Origin of the sequence: Microvirga sp. KLBC 81, assembly GCF_003075415.1 — a bacterium.
In the GTDB taxonomy this organism is placed as follows: Bacteria; Pseudomonadota; Alphaproteobacteria; order Rhizobiales; family Beijerinckiaceae; genus Microvirga.
The window spans coordinates 1-21,079 of sequence record NZ_QDAH01000076.1; the positions used below are offsets into that span (position 1 = coordinate 1).

18 protein-coding genes and 1 pseudogene are annotated in these 21,079 nt (G+C 59.4%); 11 read left to right on the plus strand and 8 right to left on the minus strand.

The window, feature by feature from the left end; genetic code table 11:
- Nucleotides 1-287 precede the first annotated feature (287 nt).
- Together DC522_RS26960 and DC522_RS26965 are read left to right on the plus strand one after the other, a co-directional pair.
- Nucleotides 288-986 carry a hypothetical protein gene (locus DC522_RS26960; RefSeq protein WP_256369924.1) on the plus strand — a complete coding sequence of 233 codons (699 nt, stop codon included), beginning with the start codon at nt 288-290 and terminating at the stop codon, nt 984-986.
- Nucleotides 987-1,813: 827 nt separating this feature from the next.
- The gene (locus DC522_RS26965) at nt 1,814-2,227 is read left to right on the plus strand and encodes a hypothetical protein (RefSeq protein ID WP_116531651.1); all 414 of its coding nucleotides are present in this window, start codon (nt 1,814-1,816) and stop codon (nt 2,225-2,227) included.
- A 69-nt stretch (nt 2,228-2,296) separates the two neighbouring features.
- On the opposite strand, the gene DC522_RS26970 is transcribed toward DC522_RS26965, so the two are convergent.
- Both DC522_RS26970 and DC522_RS26975 read right to left on the minus strand, forming a co-directional pair.
- Nucleotides 2,297-2,500: a recombinase family protein gene (locus DC522_RS26970; RefSeq protein ID WP_116531652.1), complete on the minus strand. Its 204-nt coding sequence runs from the start codon at nt 2,498-2,500 to the stop codon at nt 2,297-2,299.
- Between the two features lie 24 nt (nt 2,501-2,524).
- A complete protein-coding gene (locus DC522_RS26975) occupies nt 2,525-2,893 on the minus strand; it encodes a hypothetical protein (protein ID WP_133239381.1) in 369 nt (122 codons plus the stop codon).
- Between the two features lie 226 nt (nt 2,894-3,119).
- Here DC522_RS26975 and DC522_RS26980 point away from each other — a divergent pair, with 226 nt between their 5' ends.
- Entirely contained in the window at nt 3,120-3,659 is a 540-nt protein-coding gene (locus DC522_RS26980) for a hypothetical protein (RefSeq protein ID WP_133239382.1), read from the plus strand.
- A 317-nt stretch (nt 3,660-3,976) separates the two neighbouring features.
- Here the strand turns inward: DC522_RS26980 and DC522_RS26985 are convergent, their stop codons facing one another.
- Nucleotides 3,977-4,984 carry a 3'-5' exonuclease gene (locus DC522_RS26985; protein ID WP_116531655.1) on the minus strand — a complete coding sequence of 336 codons (1,008 nt, stop codon included), beginning with the start codon at nt 4,982-4,984 and terminating at the stop codon, nt 3,977-3,979.
- Nucleotides 4,985-5,174: 190 nt separating this feature from the next.
- Between DC522_RS26985 and DC522_RS36325 the strand changes: the two genes are divergently transcribed.
- The 4 genes from DC522_RS36325 to DC522_RS27010 all read left to right on the plus strand — a co-directional run bounded on the left by DC522_RS36325 (nt 5,175) and on the right by DC522_RS27010 (nt 10,293).
- Entirely contained in the window at nt 5,175-5,921 is a 747-nt protein-coding gene (locus tag DC522_RS36325; RefSeq protein WP_116531656.1) for a hypothetical protein, read from the plus strand.
- A 393-nt stretch (nt 5,922-6,314) separates the two neighbouring features.
- Complete coding sequence (locus DC522_RS26995; protein WP_116531657.1) at nt 6,315-6,752, plus strand: hypothetical protein; 438 nt, start codon at nt 6,315-6,317, stop codon at nt 6,750-6,752.
- Between the two features lie 897 nt (nt 6,753-7,649).
- Complete coding sequence (locus DC522_RS27005; RefSeq protein ID WP_116531659.1) at nt 7,650-8,609, plus strand: sensor domain-containing diguanylate cyclase; 960 nt, start codon at nt 7,650-7,652, stop codon at nt 8,607-8,609.
- An 820-nt stretch (nt 8,610-9,429) separates the two neighbouring features.
- Nucleotides 9,430-10,293, plus strand: a complete 864-nt coding sequence (locus DC522_RS27010; protein WP_165820329.1) for a class I SAM-dependent methyltransferase — start codon at nt 9,430-9,432, stop codon at nt 10,291-10,293.
- 88 nt (nt 10,294-10,381) lie between these two features.
- Here DC522_RS27010 and phaC read toward each other — a convergent pair whose 3' ends face one another.
- The 5 genes and pseudogenes from phaC to DC522_RS27035 all read right to left on the minus strand — a co-directional run bounded on the left by phaC (nt 10,382) and on the right by DC522_RS27035 (nt 15,461).
- Entirely contained in the window at nt 10,382-12,202 is a 1,821-nt protein-coding gene (gene phaC, locus DC522_RS27015; RefSeq protein WP_116531661.1) for a class I poly(R)-hydroxyalkanoic acid synthase, read from the minus strand.
- Between the two features lie 525 nt (nt 12,203-12,727).
- Nucleotides 12,728-13,030 carry a hypothetical protein gene (locus tag DC522_RS35065; RefSeq protein ID WP_165820330.1) on the minus strand — a complete coding sequence of 101 codons (303 nt, stop codon included), beginning with the start codon at nt 13,028-13,030 and terminating at the stop codon, nt 12,728-12,730.
- 217 nt (nt 13,031-13,247) lie between these two features.
- A pseudogene (locus tag DC522_RS37485) lies at nt 13,248-13,322 on the minus strand (AAA family ATPase); the annotation flags it as partial.
- Between the two features lie 132 nt (nt 13,323-13,454).
- Nucleotides 13,455-14,654: an MFS transporter gene (locus DC522_RS27030; protein WP_116531663.1), complete on the minus strand. Its 1,200-nt coding sequence runs from the start codon at nt 14,652-14,654 to the stop codon at nt 13,455-13,457.
- Between the two features lie 159 nt (nt 14,655-14,813).
- Nucleotides 14,814-15,461: a GntR family transcriptional regulator gene (locus DC522_RS27035; RefSeq protein WP_116531664.1), complete on the minus strand. Its 648-nt coding sequence runs from the start codon at nt 15,459-15,461 to the stop codon at nt 14,814-14,816.
- 206 nt (nt 15,462-15,667) lie between these two features.
- On the opposite strand from DC522_RS27035, the gene DC522_RS27040 reads away from it, so the two are divergent.
- The 4 genes from DC522_RS27040 to DC522_RS34410 all read left to right on the plus strand — a co-directional run bounded on the left by DC522_RS27040 (nt 15,668) and on the right by DC522_RS34410 (nt 20,822).
- Nucleotides 15,668-17,134: an SLC13 family permease gene (locus tag DC522_RS27040; protein ID WP_116531665.1), complete on the plus strand. Its 1,467-nt coding sequence runs from the start codon at nt 15,668-15,670 to the stop codon at nt 17,132-17,134.
- Between the two features lie 52 nt (nt 17,135-17,186).
- The gene (locus DC522_RS27045; RefSeq protein ID WP_116531666.1) at nt 17,187-18,563 is read left to right on the plus strand and encodes a malonyl-CoA decarboxylase; all 1,377 of its coding nucleotides are present in this window, start codon (nt 17,187-17,189) and stop codon (nt 18,561-18,563) included.
- Nucleotides 18,564-18,625: 62 nt separating this feature from the next.
- On the plus strand, nt 18,626-20,155 hold the full coding sequence (locus DC522_RS27050) for a malonyl-CoA synthase (RefSeq protein WP_116531667.1): 1,530 nt from the start codon (nt 18,626-18,628) through the stop codon (nt 20,153-20,155).
- Between the two features lie 430 nt (nt 20,156-20,585).
- Nucleotides 20,586-20,822, plus strand: a complete 237-nt coding sequence (locus DC522_RS34410; RefSeq protein ID WP_133239383.1) for a hypothetical protein — start codon at nt 20,586-20,588, stop codon at nt 20,820-20,822.
- Nucleotides 20,823-21,079: the final 257 nt, after the last annotated feature.

Here is a 21,079-nt window from a genome sequence, read left to right on the forward strand (position 1 = left end):
GCGGCACCGTCATGCATGAAGTGAATCACGAAAGCCGGTCCGGAGGAATCCCTCGCCCCCCAAACTGCCCCGCTTACTCTATGATGCTTGGGCCGAAGTCGCTCATGTGCATCAAGAACTGCCCCATCAAATTCGCCAACGCTACAAACGTGAGGCGTGGGCGATACGCGCCATTGATCCAACAATTCGCTTTTCTGTAGTTGATCTTATCACGCATCTCCCTGCGGCCATCGTGGGTGATCTGATGCATGCTCCATCATTGATCGGCGCTCTAGCATCAAAGCACGATACCGACGTCAGGCGGCCCGTCTTCATCGGCAGCCGTATGCGTGGCACTTGCTTCGTCGTTGCTAAAGCATCATGCTGTCAGGAGCGACTCCTATACCGCAACTGATATTGCCTATAAGGCCGAGCGTGATCGCGTCGCAACAGGATGCGGAACTCAGGATCAAATAATCGTCACGCTCGGAGGCGTACGCCTCCTCGATTTTGCGGCGTACAAAGAGTACCCTCGTACTATCACGGGAGCGCCGGAAGCGATGGACTACTATGTAGTCGTTGCCAGTCCCGGAGGGCGAACAGGGTATGATGACATTTCAGGGGATCTGATCAGAAGGAGCCAGATCAATGAGAGCCGGATAGCTGTATATAAGGATCTCAATAGATCAGTCCCGACTAAAATCTTTCATGCTTTGATTGATCGCGATCTCACAGCGTTGAAGGCTCTCTCGCGCTTCTCTACCGAAGCCATAAGGCATTTGGTTAATATTGATAACGATCCCGTTTCGAAGATGATACAAACTGCGGAGGAGCACGGCTCGGTATACGCGCGGCCGAGCGGCCCGCGCCCCCAAGGAGGCGTGATGGCAGCTCTTGCTTTAGACCTGTCCATCGCTCAGTCAGTGGCAGAGGCCCTAAAACCTTTGTCCGCTTTCGTTGCTGTTGATCGTCTCGGAAAATCAGGAACAGAAGCGTTCTCGTGCTAACGAAACAGTTCAAGTGCAACGGACATAAGGGACGGCACCGCGTGCGAACAACTGACTTGAACGTATTCAAAGATTGAGGCTTCATTACTCAAACACGGCTCACCTCTTTGTTCCGTTGATATTGTTTGGGATGGCTCAGTCATTCTTGGGAGCGGGTGTGCCGCTCCTAGAACGTTCCATTCACCCTTCTGATTTTGAAATCAGTACGCATTTTTTCGCGTATGCAATCGGGCGCATATTATCGGGACCATTTGCAAGGTTCATCAGACGAAGACCTGTCTCCGCGTCGCCAACTGTGTTGAGTATAGAGGTATGGTCGGCTCTCGGCATCACAGCAGCGATGTGGGGCTTCCTCTCGTTCTACTCTCTTGGCATCACGTTGGTATCTTCATTCTGCCTAGGGCTTTTCGCCGGACTCCTGCATGTGACGATGCAGGTGAGGATCAATCACGCGAAGACAGAATCGCACTCGTCAACTTTTGCTGAGGCATATCTATGGGTGAGTTTAGGAGTATTCGTTTTTCCGCTCTGGCTTGGTTATCTCCTCGCAGTACCGCTCCGTCCCATTTATGGTTTGGGACTTCCCGCAGCTTTCGTCGTCGTTGCTGGTTTGTTCTATGCTTGCGGTAGTTTCAAAAGTACGCGACCGTTTGCGCCGACAAAACGTGACGGTTTCTTCGCCACTCGACTATCTGCAACGGCATGGAAATTGCTAGCTCTGGTCGCCGTCAATAGTTGCTTTGAGTGGTCTTTCGGTTTCTGGGGCAGTTATTACGCCCAAACGAGATTCTCGCTCGAAGCGTCGGTTAGTGTCGGCATATCTTTTCATGACGATAATCGGAAGGCTCATCACCATTTTCGCTCTAAGAGCGTTGAGTCCTATTGTCGCCTACAGATACTACGCAGTCGCTGCGCTAGCGCTGATCGTGGCAATCATCGCGGCGCCGTCCTTTGACATGTTCCTCGTGTTATTTCCTGCCATCGGCCTTATATCCGGATGTCTTTTTCCGACCAATCTGGCATTGGCATCGGTGCGACTAGACGGCGAGTTCGAGGCATTTATTTCGAGATCAACGGTAGTTGGCGGTGTTGCTCTTTTGGTCTTTCCGCTCGCGCTCGGATCGTTGGCCCAGTTCATAGGGATTCAGGCGGCATTTGTAGCCGTTTCACTGACTTCCATGCTAATCGTACTCGCCATTTTAGCGGCTTTAACGGGTAATTCATGTTCAGCCCCGAAGTAGCTGGCATTACCCAACGACGAATTGAGCGACTTTCTTGTTGCCGAGTATGCGGTAGACCTGCATCCGCGATCAGTCGGCAGCCCTTGCAATGGCCGCTGGACCTTTGCGCTGCTCGTGGAAGCCCGTGATCTCGTCGCGGTCTGATCGGCACTTGCCGCCACGATAAATTCCTTTGGCTTTAGCTTTCTCAATGCCATATCGCTGCCGCTCCTTGATGAAGCGTCGCTCCATCCGAGCAACAATGCCGCGCAATGTCAGCACGATGCGCCCCATTTCGCATCATGTCGAAAGCTTCAATCAGGTACGCCTCAGGAACTCCAACTCGGGCGGCAACTCGATACCCTGTCGAGCAGGCCGCATCGCCTTGATGCAGGGTTTTTGCGGCGCGGGCGCCGTATCCGTGATCCAGGCGGGTTCACCATCGAGTGTTTCCAGAGCGCCTCCCGCTTCGGCATGAAGCATCGCCTCATCCAGCCATTGGGCCTGCTGGGCAGCGGAGAACTGGGACAGGTAGCGCAGATCCCCTTCTTGAAAGGAGACCTCCAGGTGCCCGCCACCCTTGTCGCTGATCTGGATCATGATCCGATCGAGCAGCCGTTCTTCGATGATGTATCCATCCATTTGGGCGGTGGTTACAGCACCGGTTTCCGTCACCAACCTCTTCATGCCACAACCTCTCTGAACAAGCAGATGCTCGTACTTGCGGGACGTCCAAGGCACAGGTGAGTATAGGCGCATCGCTCACGGGCGGTACGGGTTTGTTAGAACATCGTTAACCGTGAGCGCAACAAGCAGAGCTTGCCGCATGCGGTCTCATGGATCCCACGCTAGGCTTAGGGAGTTCCCCGATCAGTCAGTCACGTCGCACGATATCCCGCGGGCACGATCCATCATGCTTCGAGTCATCCTCCTCCTTACCCTCATTGCCACCTTCGTCTATGCGTACGGGGCCGTGCTCTCCAGTCGAGATCCGCTGCTTCGCAAGTTGAAGCGCATTCCGGTCCAAGCCGCTGTCTTTGCCATTCTGGCGCTTGCGGTGGTCTACGGGTTACGTGATGATCCGGAGGTCACCGACCTTCAAACATCCGCGCCAGTTCAGGTGTCTGATGTCGAAGCGACAGCAGCGATCACGCAGCCGGTTCTGCCGGAGCCGCTCCAGCCAAAAGATGCCGCCGCAGCCTGCATTGAGCATGCTCTGGACGAAGCACGCGCCACCGAAGACCTCGTTGCCGAGACTTGGTTGTCGTCGGTCCAAGGCTTCCTTGAGACGGCCCCGGGAGAAATTACTGTTCAATTTGCCGTAGGGCCAAGAGCCGGTCCCCCGAAGGGCCCTCAATGTCGGTCCGAGGCACGCCTTACCTGTACCGTCGCCGGACAAGACGTCAGACCCATCACGCCCGTACACATGACAGGGGCCCAGATCGCCTGCTGAGAGATACGCGCCGAAAGCAATGGTGCGTGCCCTATCTCCATTTCCGCCCATGCTTCGACCCTGCTGGCGATTAGCGATATTCCCTCAATACCGAAGCCCGGGTCGATGATTTGCGGCTGCACATCGAAGAGTTTCGCGAGGTGTGCGGAGTCGCGAGTTGAGTTTCAAACCACTTCCGAGCCGATGCACGTCTCACCGCCTGACCTTGCTGAGGCGGCCGCTCGCTCGTCGTGCACAAAGGGCGCTCGTCGCGTTGGAGCAGCCCCACGAGATGTGCAGCGACAGGCTCCACGAATATTTTCATGACGTGATGAAGATTACGAAGTCGCCCGGAATCGTTCAAAAGCCGTAAACCTCTGAGTGTACGGCTCCACGTCCCGGCGGTAGATCTCCTGCCGAAGAAACTTTAGCTCCGCCTCATAGGCATCCTCGGCCACGTCGATGAACCAGCATCTCAGGCGGCCGTCCTTGCCGTCGTTCCAGCGGTAGCCCCGCTTCTTGAGCGCATCCTTCATCTCAAAAGGAGAGCCTTCCGCCCAGACCCGCAGCAGGGTCTTGCGGGCCGAGGTCAGCAGGTGGGACATGGCATAGCCCGCATCATCCGGGAGGGGAGACGCCAGCACCTCCAGAAGGGCATGGCAGTCCTCGACGGCACGATGTCCCTGATGAAACCAGCCGCACTGGGACAGAAGGTAGCCGAGTTTCGAACCCTCGAAGCCGAAATCCGACCAGGATACCTCGGCATGCGAGCAGGCCCATGCCTTCAGGGCAAAGCCCTGCGCCAAGCGCTCGCAGAAGGGGCGATCAAAGCGGGCATTGTGGGCGATTACCAGATGGGCGGGCCGGATGAACGCCTCGACGGCATCCAAATCGATCGTCTGTCCGGTCACCATGTCGGGCGTGATCCCGGTCAGACGCGTGACTTCGGGCGTGATCGGGACTGAGGGTTCGCGCAAGGCATTGAAGGTGCCCACGACATCACCGATGCGGCCATCCTCGTCATACGAGAACGCCACCATGCCGATCTCGATGACCTCGTCCCGGGTGTGGTCGAGACCGGTGGTTTCGGTATCCACGATGACGGCGAGCCTTTCGCCCGGGACTGCCATGCGGGACGTGACCACGGAACGAGGCAGAAGGCGGCGCAGAACGCGGTACCGCCCGCTGGCTTCCAAGGCGTCGGCTGCCGTCTCAAAGTTGGCAGGGTCCAGGCGAAAGGTCCGCTTTTGTCCCTGCGGCTTTACCTGGCTGTCGGAGGTGACGGGCTTCCGGATCGGCGCCGCCGTCTCGCCCAATCCAAGAAACAGATCGGCCTGTCCCTGCATTCAGTCCCACCCTTTCGGCAGTCATTAAGTCATAGCTTTGATGAATGCTGGGAACCGTAAGGCGAGACTGGTGGCCATAAGGTTAAGGGCTGACCAAGGCTGCGAAGCGTGAGGCCATCCTGCGCAGTTCACCTCGCTGGGCATTGTCGGTACAGCACTGAGATCGATTCACATCAGACGGCGCTCCAGGATGTCCACTTGGCGAGACGAGAAAAACCAGAAGGCGCGCGGCCGACTCGAGAGATGCCTCTCCGAGTCCTTTCCCTCTTGCGTTCTGTCGCATGCTCTCCGGCAGCCGCTGATCCCACCGACACAGCGCAGAGCAGTCGAGTCGTATTGGCGGCACCATCCGCTCTTGGCTGACCGGCTGGCGCGAGCGCTCGCTGCCAAAAGCGGACAGCCTGCAGGGTGGCAGTGGCGTCTCGGAACTGATAATGGCTCCGGCTTGCCCCTATCTTTCCGCACGCCGCCTGCACCCTACAGAGAGGCCGCCTTTGCGCGTGGGCCGGGCCGTTGCTGCGTCTGTGGGCAGCCTGTCTACCGGCTCGGCTGGCACCGTGATCTCTGGGGAGACGGCAAGCCCAACAGGAATGCCGCTTGGCATGCCGCCTGTGTTGCTGCCTGGCAATTTTGGACCGGACCAACTGATTATCTCAGGGTGCTGAAACTGCGCCAGAAACGAAGATGTGCTGCGACCGGACGTCGCCTGCTTCGGACTGCCGAGGTAGACCACCGCGTTCCGCTGTTTGCCGTCTGGTCCGACCATCGTTCACGTTCCTGGCCGGAGTTGCTCGCCTTCTGGGGTGCGCCCAATCTTCAGGTGATCAATAAGGCGGCTCATCTGGAGAAGTGTGCCGAAGAAGCAGCCGAGCGATCGAAACGCCGGTCAGTCCTGTTGTCCCCGAACGAGAGCACTCCAGGAGAGTCCCAGCCCTGATGATCAGTGTGGGTCCCTCGATGTCATGTGCGAAGGTTTGTCACGAGTGAGTTCTAGAGCGTCGGACCCAAAGGTGGAATCCGCTTTTGGGATCGATGCTCATTGTCTGTGAGTAGTGCATCGTTCGTTGCGGAAAACCAGATCCGCTTTTCGCTGACGCGGCCCTTCGGGTCACTGGCGTGGCCCTTTGGATCGCTGATAAGGACCTTCGGTTCCGCACGATGCTCTAGCGGTACTTCATGTGGCTCCTCAGTGGCGCGATTCTGGCTTGTACCTCGCGGCTCTTCTTCCGGTTTTTTACCGTCGCTGATGTTGGTTGCCGCCGATCTTGAAGAAAGGTGCTAGAATCTGCTGCAAGGTCGTTTCGCCTGACAAACCTCATGGAGTGGAAGCATGAGTGATCGGTGGCAGTACCAATTGCGACTCTATCTTGCGGATGAGCTTGCCGAGGCCGCACGGCGCGACCCGGACACGCCGGCGCTCGCGCCACTGCACGAGGTCCTGGAGAAGCACGATGCGACCATGAAATGCCAGCTTGATGCCTTTGCAGACTATGTCGCGGAAGCGGAGGCTCAGGGGATCGAAGGTTATCCGCTTTATGAGTGGACGAAGGCTACGATCGAGGATGCTGTGAAGCGGGCAAAACATATCAAGGTATTTACCCTCCACATTAAGGGCCGGGAAGTATACTCGAATGAGGAGGCGGACGCTCTTGAGACCGATCTGCAACCCTTGGTGGATGGCACATCCATCACCCGGATGTCGCGCCATGACACAAACCCCGCAAATAACCCGCAGATGCCAGAACGCTTTCGCCGACCCCAGATCTAATTGACTTCAGCATCCGGACGGCACTCGATCTGCGCCCGAGCGTAGAGCAGCCGAATGTCTGCCTCTTGTACATTCCTGAGGCGCCTCCAGAACAGCTTTCAGGCGTTAACAGGACCCTTTGAGAAGGGCGGGTGGTTCGCCTTTATCCGGAGCCGCCCTTAGCTGAATTCGGGAACTCCGCTCATTCAAAGGCAAGCTGACATGGTCGGCTTGCCCAAGGATGATAAAGTCATTCACTTCGGATCACACCAAATCGCGCGATTATTTCATTCCATGCGCGTTCTGTGACGACGTTTCCGTTTTCGAAGGCCGTCAAAGGGCCAGCGAGATAGAAGAATCCCGATCCTTGCCCCGTGCGCTCCGACCCCTCGCGGCCTGGAGTCTCGGACGAGAAAAGTGGACTTGCACGTTTGGGATCCGTCCGATGCTCATTTTATGGAGGAGCGCATCGTCGGATGCGGAAAACCGGGTTCCCTTTTCGCTGGCGTGGCCCTTCGGGTCGCTGACGCGGACCTCCGGCTCCGCACGATGCGCTAGTCATCGGAGCGTCTGGTGAGAACCTCTTAGATGTGATCGAATGCCGCCAGGCGAGTCTGTGAGGTCTCCATGACAACGCATTGCCACTCGGCCATGTGCTCTTTACCCATGCCAGACTTCCTCAAGTGCTCGGCCTGTACGTCGAGGGTGTCACGCAGATCTGACATCGTAGCCTGCATGGCCTCGTCGTTCCCAGCGAGAGCGAAAGGAGGGATTGCCCGCAGGCTTGTTCCGATATCAGCCCATGTGTCTAGAACCATTTTAGTCCGAGCAGGAGAGTTCCTCTGGCTCGTGTAATCGTTTACACTCCCGCCTTCCTGGTGGCTCTAGCGCTTCCTCCTGATCCTACTCCGGTTCGTGATGACTAAGTTCGTTCCAGATCTCGGTGACGAGACTCTTCAAGCCTTGGTGGAGGCTCTGACCGAAAGCGGCCAAGCGGTATCTCTCTACGACGCAGAGGATCGTCTCCGGTACGCCAACAAGACCTACCAAGGCATGTTTTTAGGAGGCTATGAGGGGCCCTACACCTTCACTGAGATCCTGCGGAATGCGGCCAAGCACGGGTTGGGCGTGAGGATCGACGATCATGATGTGGAGGCCTTTATTGCCAGAACGCTGCCGCGGCGCAGAAGCGTGCCTCGAAAGGCATTCGAGACCGATCTTGTCGACGGCCGGTGGTTCTGGATGGATCACACCATCCTTCCAAATGGCTGGGTTCTGTCCGTTGGCACCGACATCACGGCGCTGAAGCACAACGAGAAAACCTTGCGCATGGCGCATGAGGAGGCCCTTGTGGCCGCGCGCACCGACCAACTCACCGGCCTGCCGAACCGCCGCCACATCTTCGAATTGCTCGATGAGGCGCTCACTTCGAAAGGGACAGTTTCAAGCCTATGCGTCGTCATCATCGATATCGACGGGTTCAAGGCAATCAACGACACCTACGGACATGATGCTGGCGACGCCGTCCTCGCACATTTCGCCCGGGTTTGTCGAGAGAGGGTGCGGGGTCAGGATCATTTGGGCCGGATGGGTGGCGAGGAGTTCCTGCTGATTCTGCCGGAAGTCAGGCTCGCCGACGCGGTACTGATCGTTGAACGAATTCGGAAGGGGCTTCCCCCGACCAGGCTCGGGGCCGGCGGCCTTGAGCTGCCTTACACCTTCAGTGCAGGGGTCACTGAGGCGCTACCGCGCGATGATCGTGTCTCTATTCTCCAGCGAGCGGACCACGCCCTGTACGCTGCCAAGGCGGATGGCCGCAACTGCACGAAAACCAGCTTCGAAGGGGAAACGCCTGTGACTTCGGCACACGTATTCTAGAGCCTCGGACGTGAAAAGTGGACTTGCACTTTTGGGCTTGACCCAATGCTCCCTTCTATAGAGCAGCGCATCGTTGATAGGGAACCGAAGGTCCGCGTCCGCGAATAACCGGGTCCACTTTCCCGCCCGATGCGCTAGGCAGTCTTGGAGTCGCGTGCACAACAGACATTTGCGGCTGGCACATTTGAGACCTTGGGCTGAGGGCAGCTAACAGCCTAAGCGGACGTTCGTGAAGGGCAGGGGACTTCCCAGTCTGACCCGGAGGAGATGTCGGTCGTACACCCATGGTCACCTGTGAGTACCACCTTCCTATGGAGCACAAGGTGCGTTTTCCACCGGTACACAGGCGAGGTGCGCATTTGCCTGCGTGACGGCTCCTCCCAATCAAAGGTAGGCAGTCGCCGGCGGATTGTAGCGGGAAGGTGATCGGCGTACCATAGCTCACGAGCAGGCACCCGTGTATCCGAGCCGGCGGAATATATCCAGGTCGGGCGCTTGCCCCTCTTGAAAGAACGGCAAGCGCGTTGTCGGCATCATTCGCTGGGCGACGGCGCGTTGATCCAAGGCGGACTGCTCTGATGGGCATCTCCGAACTGGGTGGGCCGCACCCCCGATCCGGTGGACCTCATCACCGATGGTCCGGGACCTCACGTTCAGGCGGCGAGGACGACACTCGTGCCTGCCTCGCTCCGCAAAAGGCCAAAGCAATGCCAGTGCAGCATCCAAGTTTCCAGGATCGCGCGAATGCCAGAAAGGCATTCGCCGAGACAGCGAGGTTTCCTCAGGCGCAGGCCTCACCACTATTGAAAGAGCGGGCGCAGTGTTGACCGTCCGCCGGAACGCTGGAGGCCGTGTTGCGGGTCTGGGCTGCGTCGAGCAGACCTTGCTCATTCCCTTTGCTGCACGTGCGCTCGCCCGCCGGCTCTTTCCCAACCGAGGCTTTGCTGATCCGGCTGCCGAAGCAATCGCCACGCGCCTCGCTTACGACCTCACTCCGTTCGAAGCTGATCGAGAGATGCTGCGCGGCTTAGTCGAGCGCAGCCTGGTGTTCGATCAGCTCTTGCGCAACTTTCTCAGGCAGCACCCCGAAGCTCAAGTGCTTAGCCTCGGGTCCGGTCTGTCGACCCAGTTCGAGCGGCTTGACAACGGTCAGCTCCATTGGGTGGATGTCGACCTTCCCAAGGTCGCGGAGTTGCGACGCACCCTCTTCCCGCCCCATCCGCGCAGGCGCCTCGTGATCGCCTCAGTCACCGAAGCAGGCTGGACCTCCAGTCTTGGAACTCTGCAAGGCCCGACTTTTGTGGTGGCCGAGGGTCTGTTGATGTATCTCGAGCGCGTTCAGGTTCTTCAGTTGGCGCGAGATCTCGCGGAGGTGCAAACGGGTGGCCCGACCGAGTTTGCCTACGACTATTATTGTGCCCAGATGGTGGGACAGGCTTGGCTGAACGCGTCTCTATGCCGGCTCGGGGCCGAGTTCAAATGGGGTCTGGCAGGCCCGGAGGAGCTTTCGCTCGGCGAGCCGCGCTGGCGCGTGATTGACACCTATCCGGTTATGGAGCGGCTGGGTTGGCCCTACCATATTCTCTGGCCGTGGTTTCGCTTATTCATGGGCGTTCGGCCCTATGGCATCGCACATTTGCGGCTCTCGAACGATGCCTCAGGAACATGCGGGTCGAGTCCTTGAAGAAAGTTCAGTGGCAATCGAGACCAGCCAACGGCAGTTCGGGCTACGATGCCGATAGCATCAGCGGCGATAACCTGTTCCCCTGTGCTCAGCTCTTCACCCGGACATAGCTGCCCGGCGCATCCTCGAGGGGGGTGAGCTTGCCCCCGCCGATTTCCCGGGCCGGGATGAGCCTCCTGTCCTGCGACTCGCTCCAGGCCTGCCAGTCGGGCCACCAGGAGCCCGGTTGTTCCTGCGCGGCTTCGAGCCAGGTCTCGAGCTCTCCCGCAGGTGGTCCACCAGTCCAGTATCGATACCGGTTGCGCGCCGGCGGGTTCACAACTCCGGCGATATGACCCGAGCCGGCAACGACAAACCGGACAGGACCACCAAGGAACTGTGCACCTAAGAACACAGACCGCGCTGGTGCGATATGGTCCTCCCGAGCCGCCAAGTGGTAGATCGGTATTTTGACCTTCGAGAGATCAAGGGTGACGCCACCCATCTGGATGCGCCTCTGCGAGAGATCATTGTTGATGTAGCAGTGCCGCAGATAGAAACGGTGGTTGGCTGCCGGGATACGGGTTGAATCCGAGTTCCAGTACAGCAGATCCAAAGGCAGCGGAGTCTTGCCTTTCATGTAAACGTCGACGACGTACGGCCAGATCAGATCATTCGAGCGCAGCAGGTTGAAGGCAGTCGTCATCCTGTGACTGTCGAAATACCCGTGCCGGGCCATGTCCCTCTCGATGGCGGCAACCTGTTCTTCGTCCATGAAGACTTTCAAATCACCGGCATGGCTGAAATCCACCTGGGTGGTGAGGAAGGTGGCACTCTTGACCCGCCTGTCCTGTGTCGCGGCCAAATAGGCCAGCGTGGCTGCAAGCAGGGTTCCGCCGACGCAGTAGCCGAGCGCATGGATCGCTCGCTCGCCGGTGGCTTGCTGGACTGCGCTCAGCGCCTCCAGGATGCCCTCGTGCATGTAGTCCTCGAAGGACTTGTTGGCGAGTTCCTTGCCGGGGTTCACCCAGGAGATCATGAAAACCGTTTGGCCCTGGTCCACCGCCCATTTGACGAACGACTTTTCAGGGCCGAGATCGAGGATGTAGTACTTGTTGATCCAGGGCGGCACGATCAGCAGCGGACGCTTCAGGACCTGCTCGGTCGTGGCCTCGTACTGGATGAGCTGCATCACGGCGTTCTGATAGATGACCTTGCCGGGGGTGATCGCCAGGTTCTTGCCGACCTCGAACTTGGTCGCATCGGTGTGCCGAATCTTGAGGCGACCGCTCCCGCGCTCGATGTCTTCGGCGAGGAGCTGCATGCCTCGCACCAAATTCTCTCCATCGGACGCGAAGGTCTCGTGCAGCAGCTCCGGGTTCGTGAACACCCAGTTTGATGGTGCGACCGCGTTGACGAGTTGCGTCATATAGAACCGGGCCTTGTTCCGGGTGTGTGGATCGAGACCTTCGACCGTATTGACCAGGGATTCGGCCCAGTGGGAGGTGATCAGGTACGATTGTCGTAGCAGATCGAAATAGGGGTTTTCTGACCAGGCGGGATGCTGAAACCGGGGATCTTGGGCAAGCGAGACGGCAAGTGGCCTTGCTTCCCCGGTCTCCAGTCCCATCAGCCGGCGCATCGAGGAGTGCCACAATTCAAAACAATTGTTCCAGAGCGCAACCTGGGCGTCCAAGACTTTGTAGGGCTGCTGCACCCAGGCTCGTTGGAGTTGAGTCAGTGTTCTGAAGGCCGGAGCGAGATCATCATACAGGGTAAAATGCGTCGGATTGACCGCATGGGGCTGTAGAAAGATTGCGGCCGCCTTGCCCGCTTCCTCACCCAGTCGTGCCATATTGTGCGCGAAACGCTGCGGGTTCCTGATTTCGAAGCCAAGGTTCCGTGCCGCCTCAAATTGTTCCTGGCCCATTCTGGCCTCAAGCAACTGGCTGTCACTGCCCAATGCAGGACAAGATCTCGACTAATAATACCATTATTTTGCTGTTAAGTATTAAACTTGTGTTAGCAAAAAGTGTCGGAGCGATTTTCATCCAGACTTAATACTCAATCGCTTTGGACCCGGGCATGTCAGCAAGACTTGCGCTTCTGGCGTACCGCTACAGGACTATGAGGCTTGACCTCCGCCGGACGCTGACTTTCCGCGCTCTGGCGAGGAGCGAGATACAGTGCATGTTCAGGTGGAGGGCAACGAACCTCGTTCCTGAGCGGCCTTGCACTCGCCGTACCTGTACGTCCCACTTGGGACGGGAGATCGTCCTGGGTGACGAGGCGATTGTTGAAGCGCTATCCGCCACAAGCAGCCCTCCCGTACTCCCGCGATGTGAGCCTCAAGCGGTGGGCTGACCCACAGGAGCACAACCCGTGACAGTCGCGGCGTCGGTCAAAGCCGTTGTGCGCTGATAGGGCGCCGCACAGATGCTTGCAGAACGTGCAGTCAGCCCGCAAAACAAGCAGCTATGCCGCAAGCCTGAGATTGAAGACCGCACCTGATCAGGTACAACTGAGAGGCGCTTCGTTGTGGCGGAAGGCGCCTATGATCTCCCTTGAAGACTTGATCGGCTTCTGCGATCTCACGCCTGAGGAAGTCCAAGTTGTGGCCGAGCACGAGCATGTCTCCCAGGCCACAGCGGCTGTGCTTGGCAATTACCTGCTCCAGAGCCAGCACGGGTGCCAAAAAATCCGGGACATGCTGATGGATGACATTCGCGCGGCCGTTCGACTGCACGATGTTCCTCATGCTCGGCAGCTCGTCTCGACGCTGCGGCACTTCCTGCACGAACATCCGAATGCCGCGATCCGCCACGCACAGCCTAGTTTGTGGCCCCGGAGGCTTCGACCCGGACGGCGAAGGCGGGGAGGTCGCTATCCCACACCTGATACTCCTTGCCTGTCGCCCGAACGCTAGCGCATCGTTCAGGCGGAAAACCGGGTCCACTTTTCCACACGATGCGCCAGTACCCGACGTAACCGGGAGGCGCGCCAATGAGCCGAGCCACCGCATGACGTTCCATGTACTCCGACATGTCGAGAGAGCCATTGCGTCCTCCTCGCCAAATCCCGTTTCGGCGGGGGCCTTGGCGTATTCGTTACTGGTGGCCAATAATAAAACCCGTTAGGATGCCCTCCACTGCTCGCCCGGGCCTTCGCCCCACTGATGGGCATCATTCCGCAGATAGCTTCGGTGACCTGGTGGGTAAGACCTGAGCCGCCAGAAAAAACCCAATCGAGCAGAGGAAAATCACGGCCCCGAACAGACTTGCCGCGCTCAGTACAAGGGTGAATCCGCTCCTCCCGTGGAGAAGTGCGATGAGCGGCACGGCCAGACCGCTCGTTGTGAACCCGAGGAAATAGCGCAAGCTGAATGCTCTGGCTCTGTAATGGGCCGGAACATATCGAGCGACCATTGCGTCGTTCACGACGACCTGCCCATAGATCGCCGCCATGGCGAGAGCCAAGCCGCCGAGCATCGGCATCCCGGTCGTCAGAGCTGCGAGGCCGAGCCCGAGGGGCTGCAGGATCGACAATCCGACAAAGATCCTCGGCAGCGTCAATCGATCGATGAGGCGCCCCATGAGCAGTTGCGTCAGAGCCCCGAATACGAACACGACAGTCGCGAGCGATCCGGTCAGGACAAGCGGTAGGCTGGATCCTGCGCGCTCGTCGATGATCTTGGGGAGGGCGATCGTAGTCATGTTGAACGTCATTCCGCCTGCTACGATTGCTATGGCAAACAGCAGAAAGAGCGTCATCGGACGACCAGCCGAAATGATCGAATTGGCACTGCCCGGCTTGCCTTGAGTATCGCCGTCGCCGGGCACGAGCTTGGTAAACGCGACGCCGGCAACAAGGCAAACAAGCCCAGGCAGGATGAAGGCGGCGCGCCAGCCGAAGCTCGCCGCCAGAAGAGCGGTGATCCCAGAGGCGAAAGCCGCGCCGAGGTTTCCCCACACCCCGTTCACTCCGAGGTCCCGCCCAAGATGACGGGTATGGGTCACCAACATTGTCGAGCCGATGGGATGATATATCGCCGAGAACACTCCGAGGACAAACAGCCAGAGGCTGAACACAAGGGGCGAGTTCGCCGTCGACAGCCCCAGGCACGCAACTCCACATCCGCCGAAGAAGAGTGCGAGAAGATTGCGCCGTCCTATACGATCTGCAAGCCAACCCATCGGCAATGAGAACAGGCCGAAGGCCACGAAGGCGCCGGTCGAAAGACCAATGAGGGTGGCATAGGACAGTTGCCGCTCTGCCGCGATTGCGATCACGGCTGTCGGGTAGATCAGAAGAACAAAGTGATCGAGCGCATGCGCGATGTTGACGAAGACAATGGTGCGGCGGGAAAGCAGGTCAGGAGACATCCTTCGCGTCCTCGTCAGGTTTCGTGCGCAACACTCCGCGGCTGCCCAATCCTTCCAGAATCCTCTACAGTCTAGCCTGAGGCTAGAGCATCGCATCGTTTGGTGCAGAAAACCGGGGCCACTTTTCGCTGACGCGGACCTTCGGTTCCGCACGATGCGCTAGGCCGCGCGATCGAAACTCGCAATGAAGTCGGCGAGACGTTCTCCCTGAATCAGGATGTGCTCCCGGAGGAGCCGCTCCGCCTGGTCGCTATCTCCTGCACGGATGGCATCAACGATGCCCTGGTGCTCCGCGAGTGAATTCGCCACCCGGCTGCGCGCTCGCAGCTGAAGCCTGCGATACGGCTTGAGACGGGCATGAAGCTGCTGGGCCTGCTCCGCCAGAAATGCGTTCTGACAAGCCTTGTAGATGACATGGTGGAAGCGCTCGTTTGCGTAGTAATACGCATCTGCGTTCTCCTGCGAGGCTTCGCGAACGCAATCCTCATGAGCTTTCTCAAGCTCCCGCTGCACCGGCTCGGTGATCCGGCGAGCTGCCAAGGCGCCACACATGCCTTCAAGAGCGGCCATAACCTCGAACCGCTCGACGACATCCTTGAAGCTAAGTGAGGCCACGAATGCACCTCGCCGGGGCTGCAACTCCACCAATCCGGACGAGGCGAGTTGCATCAGGGCCTCCCGTATCGGAGTGCGCGAAACCTCGAACCGGGCCGCTAAGCTCTGCTCATCCAGCCGATCTCCAGGACGAAACTTACCGGTAATAATATCCTGCTCGAGAGCATCCCTTAGGGCTTGAGCACGTCTCATCTCGCATATCCCTTCGCGTGCATCCTAAGCCCCAAGCATATAATCTTACAAGACATTTCTTGTATACAAGAGCGTTGACATATAATGCATGCTGGCGCAGTCTCTCATGCAAAGGAAAATGAGGGATCCGCCTGCGCAATCCCCGCGAGTTGGCCCGAAGCTGCTCGTCCGCCCGACGCAGAGGAGGAAACGGAGGAACCGGTGTCATGTCACCACAGCTGATCTCGATCTACGCACTCATCGCCATGTTCGTGGTCGCCACGATTCTGCCGATCAATATGGGGGTGCTGGCATTCGTCGGCGCTTTCCTGGTCGGAACCCTCGTCGCTGGCCAAACCACCAGCGCCATCATCGGTGGATTTCCTGGCGGCTTGTTCCTGACCCTGGTCGGGATCACCTTTCTCTTCGCCATTGCTCAGAACAACGGAACTATTGACTGGCTCGTTCGTCTGGCGGTCAGAGCCGTGCGGGGGCGGATTGTCGCCATCCCATGGATCATGTTCGGCATTTCAGCCGTACTGACGGCTGTCGGTGCGGTCAGCCCTGGCGCGGTGGCGATCATTGCGCCGATCGCATTGGGATTCGCGATCAAATATAGCATCAATCCGTTGCTGATGGGCCTGATGGTCATCCATGGTGCTCAGGCCGGCGGCTTCTCGCCGATCAGCATCTACGGCGGCATCACAAACCGGGTCGTGGCGAAAGCCGGCCTGCCGCTCAACGAGATCGTGACCTTTCTTGCGAGCTTCGGCGTCAACTTGGCCGTCGCCGTTCTGCTCTTCTTCGCTCTCGGCGGGCGCAGGCTCCTTCAGGCCAGGGCCGACGTGTCGGCGGGCCAAGTCAGCCAGGGTGCTACGGCCGCCGCGCCTGCACCGGCCCCTGTAGCACCTGCGGCTGTTGCGGGCACGGCTGGCAACTTGGCTCTGGCTGTTCCGCACGTTGCCATAGCGGTCCCGCAGGCAGGCCCTCAGGTCTACGGCGACGCCGAGTCCGAGGCTCTGACAGAAGAGAGGATGCTAAGCGACCGGCGCGACGATGCGCTGGCCAGTGGTGACGAAAGCGCTGATAGGTCGGCTGAAAGCCCGCATTGGTACCGGTTGTTGACTTTGGGCGGGATCATTCTGCTGGCGGTCCTCACGCTTGCCTTCAATCTCGATATCGGCTTCGTGGCGATCACCATCGGCCTTGGTCTGTCGCTGATCGCGCCGAACCTGCAGAAGCGTGCCATGGGGCAGGTTTCCTGGCCCGAGATCATGCTGATCACCGGTGTGAGCACTTACGTCGTCGTACTCGAGAAGATGGGAACCATCTCGTTTGTCGGCGACAGCGTGGCGGGTTTGGCTTCTCCGATGCTTGCGGCCCTTCTTCTGTGCTTCATCGGGGCTGTCGTCTCAGCCTTCGCGTCCTCAACGGCGGTCCTTGGTTCTCTGATTCCACTCGCCGTTCCGTTCCTGCAATCAGGTACCGGCGTCAGCCCGATCGGATTCATTGCCGCCATGGCTGTTGCTTCGACCATCGTCGATGTGAGCCCCTTCTCCACGAACGGCGCTCTCGTCCTGGCCAATGCCCAGGGCGTCGACCGCGACGCCTTCTTCCGCAAGCTCATGGCCTACGGCGCCATTGTCACGCTGGTCGCTCCGATCGTCGTCTGGGCTCTGTTCGTCGTGCTTTGATGCCAATCGTCTGTCGTTGATGAAGGAGAGGAACGTGAAGCTTACACGATCAATGGTCGGCCTGGAGGCAGCGCCTGCATTCCTCAGCGACCTCATTGACACGTTAACCGAGCGGGGGCGCTCCCTGCTCGGGCAGAAAGGAGGGCGGGAGATCGTTGCCAAAGACGCTCTCCCGACCGTGGGCGAGTTGCTGCTCTCGCGCAGGGGTGAAGCCTCGGGAGTGGCGCTCGCGCAAACTCTGTTGGCGAGTTACGGTGCCTCCGCGAGCGCGGACCGCCTTGCGTTCCTCCAGGCATTGGCCGATCGCTTTGGGCCTGATCGACGAAAGATCGAGCTTGCGATCGAAGCGGTCCGCCAGGATCAGGGAGCGGATGCTCTTGAGAGCCTGCATGCCGCAGCCGAGCCGCGGCGCCAGGAATTGATCAGGCGCCTGAACCTCGCGCCCGGCGGGACTGCCGCTCTGGTGCGAATGCGCGAGGAACTCCTCGGGTATCTTCCCAGCCATCCAGAGTTGAAGCGCGTCGACGCGGACTTCATTCATCTGTTCTCGTCCTGGTTCAATCGGGGGTTTCTGGTGCTGCGGCCGATCGACTGGACCACGCCGGCCAACATTCTGGAGAAGATCATCCGCTATGAGGCGGTGCATGCGATCCAGAACTGGGACGATCTGCGCAACCGCCTCCAGCCCGAGGATCGCCGCTGCTATGGCTTCTTCCATCCGCAGCTCGTCGACGAGCCGCTGATCTTCGTCGAGGTGGCGCTGACCAAGGACATCCCTGGCGCGATCGGTCCGCTGCTCGATCTGTCACGCACGCCGATCGCTGCGACCGAGGCAACGACAGCGGTATTCTACTCGATCTCCAACACGCAGAAGGGCCTCGGCGGGGTGTCCTTCGGCAACTTCCTCATCAAGCAGGTTGTCGAGAACCTCAAGCGCGAGCTGCCCAACTTGAAGACGTTCGTGACGCTCTCACCCGTTCCGGGCTTCGCACGCTGGCTGGAACATGAGCGCAAGACAGAGGAATCAGCCTGCCTGGATGCCGAGGCGAAGGAGGTGCTGATGACCCTGGATGATCCCGGCTGGAAAGATGATCCGGAGAAAGGTGAAAGCGTCCGCGCCGTCCTCCTCTCGGCTGCGGCCTACTACTTCCTGAAGGCAAGGGACGCTAAGGGCCGTCCCGTGGATCCGGTGGCCCGGTTCCATCTCGGCAACGGGGCACGGCTCGAGCGGTTGAACTTCCTCGGGGACGTCTCTTCGAAGGGCCTGAAGCAGTCGCACGGCTTGATGGTGAACTACCTCTATGCGCTCGACGAGATCGAGAAGAACCATGAGGCCTTTGCCGAGAAGGGCGTGGTTGTTGCTTCGCCCGTGGTCCGCAAGGCCTTGCGGACTGATCTTCCCTCCCGTGACCTAGTGCCTGCCCCATGACCGCAACACCCCACAATGCCTTTGCGGGGTCCATGCTCGACCCCCGATTTGGAGCCCTGATCATGAATGCAAACCTGTTTGACCGGCTCGAACGCTCGATTGCCGACCCTGCGAAAACAGCGATCACGACGCCTGCCGGCGAGACGGTCGGCTATGCCGACCTGATCGCGCTGTCCGGTCGGCTGGCCAATGTGCTCGTCGCCCGCGGGGTCAAGCCCGGCGACCGGGTCGCCGTGCAGGTCGAGAAGTCGGTGCCGGCTCTCGTGCTGTACCTTGCCACTGTCCGGGCGGGCGCCGTCTATCTGCCGCTCAACACCGCCTACACGCTGGCCGAGCTGGAGTACTTCATCGGCGATGCCGAGCCCGCCCTGGTTGTCTGCGATCCGGGCAACCGCACTGGGATCGAGCCCCTGGCCGCGAAGGTCGGGGCCAGTGTCGAAACGCTCGATGCCAAAGGGCAGGGCTCCCTCATGGAGGCTGCATCAAAGGCGTCGGAGACATTCGAGACGGTGCAGAGGGCCGGCGATGACCTGGCCGCGATCCTCTACACCTCGGGCACGACCGGCCGCTCGAAGGGCGCCATGCTGACCCATGACAATCTCGTCTCCAACGCCCTGACCCTGAAGGAGGTCTGGCGCTTCACGGCGGACGACGTGCTGATCCATGCCCTGCCGATCTATCACACCCACGGGCTCTTCGTGGCGAGCAACGTGACCCTGTTCTCGGGCGCATCGATGATCTTCCTGCCGAAGTTCGATGCGGATGAGATCCTCGGGCTGATGTCCCGCGCCACCGCCCTGATGGGGGTGCCGACCTTCTATGTGCGCCTGCTGCAGCATCCGGGCCTCACCAGGGAGGCGACGGCCGGGATGCGCCTGTTCGTGTCGGGCTCCGCGCCTCTGCTGGCCGAGACCCATCGCGAGTGGAGCGCCCGCACGGGCCATGCCATCCTCGAGCGCTACGGCATGACCGAGACGAACATGAACACCTCGAACCCGTATGACGGAGACAGAGTGCCCGGCGCCGTCGGCCTGCCGCTGCCCGGCGTGTCGGTGCGCGTCACCAATCCGGAAACCGGCGAGGAACTCGCGCGCAACGAGATCGGCATGATCGAGGTGAAGGGCCCGAACGTGTTCAAGGGCTACTGGCGCATGCCGGAGAAGACCGCCGCCGAGTTCCGTCCGGACGGCTTCTTCATCACGGGCGACCTCGGCAAGATCGACGAGCGCGGCTATGTGCACATCCTCGGGCGCGGCAAGGATCTGGTGATCACCGGCGGCTTCAACGTCTACCCGAAGGAGATCGAGGACGAGATCGACGCCATCCCGGGCGTGTTCGAGAGTGCGGTGATCGGCGTGCCGCACAAGGACTTCGGCGAGGGCGTCACAGCCGTCGTGGTCCGCTCGAAGGAGGCGCCCGTCGACGAGAAGACGATCCTGGCGGCGCTCGAAGGTCGTCTGGCGAAGTTCAAGCTGCCGAAGCGGGTCGTGTTCGTCGATGAGCTGCCGCGCAACACCATGGGCAAGGTGCAGAAGAACGTCCTGCGGGAGCAGTTTGCCGATCTCTATACGGCACCGGCACGTGCCTCGTAGGCCGCGACCTGCGAGCCATTCGTGAGTTTGCGGGGACCGTAGCCTGAGGCCTGCGGTCCCCGATTTGCTTTAGAGCATCGTGCGGAACCGAAGCTCGGCGTCAGCGAAAAGTGGCCCCGGTTTTCGCGGACGCGGACCTCCGGTTCCGCTTTCAACGATGCGCTGCTCTATGGAGGGAGCATCGGATCAATCCCAAAAGTGGATTCCACTTTTCACGTCCGATGCTTTAGCATGACGTTGAACGGAGAAACGCAATAATAGGTCTATCAGAGAGCGCTTGAATGAGAGGAACTGACGAGCGTTCATGCATCCATGTACTGGTGGCATAACGAACATGCAGCTTTCACTATTTTGAAGTGCCAAGCAGATAACTATATCACCTACAGGAAACGCTCAAGGACCACCAGAATTCCAGTTAGGAGTCCGTTCCTTGACGATCATTGCTCTTCTTCGCCATTCGCTGGCTAACCTACAACGCAGATCAGCTAAACTCGCGCAGCACAAGACCCGCTCCACCAGTGAGACCAGCTACGGCTTTTGGTCGACCCTGATTGCGGCGCGCCTGCAGGAGGCTGAACTCCTTGTGAATGGATATATTCAGCAGCCTGACAACACATCCGCTGGAGAGTCCGTCCGCCGACTGAATGGCTGGGCGTTCCATCGCTGATGGGATCGGCCATGGCCTCTGGCATGGCGCCAAGCTCTCTTCGGCAGCTCTCTTTGTCATCTGAGAAGTTCGACCGACGTCCAGAAGGTCGAACTTCTTCTAACGTCCCTTCCTAGCGCATCGTGCGGAACCGAAGGTCCGCGTCAGCGAAAAGTGGACCCGGTTTTCCGCACGATGCGCTAGGTGTTCAGTCCCGGCATGTGGTGGATTGGATTGAGCCTGAAGCGTTTTGGCTCGGCTGTCCAGATCTTGCAGAT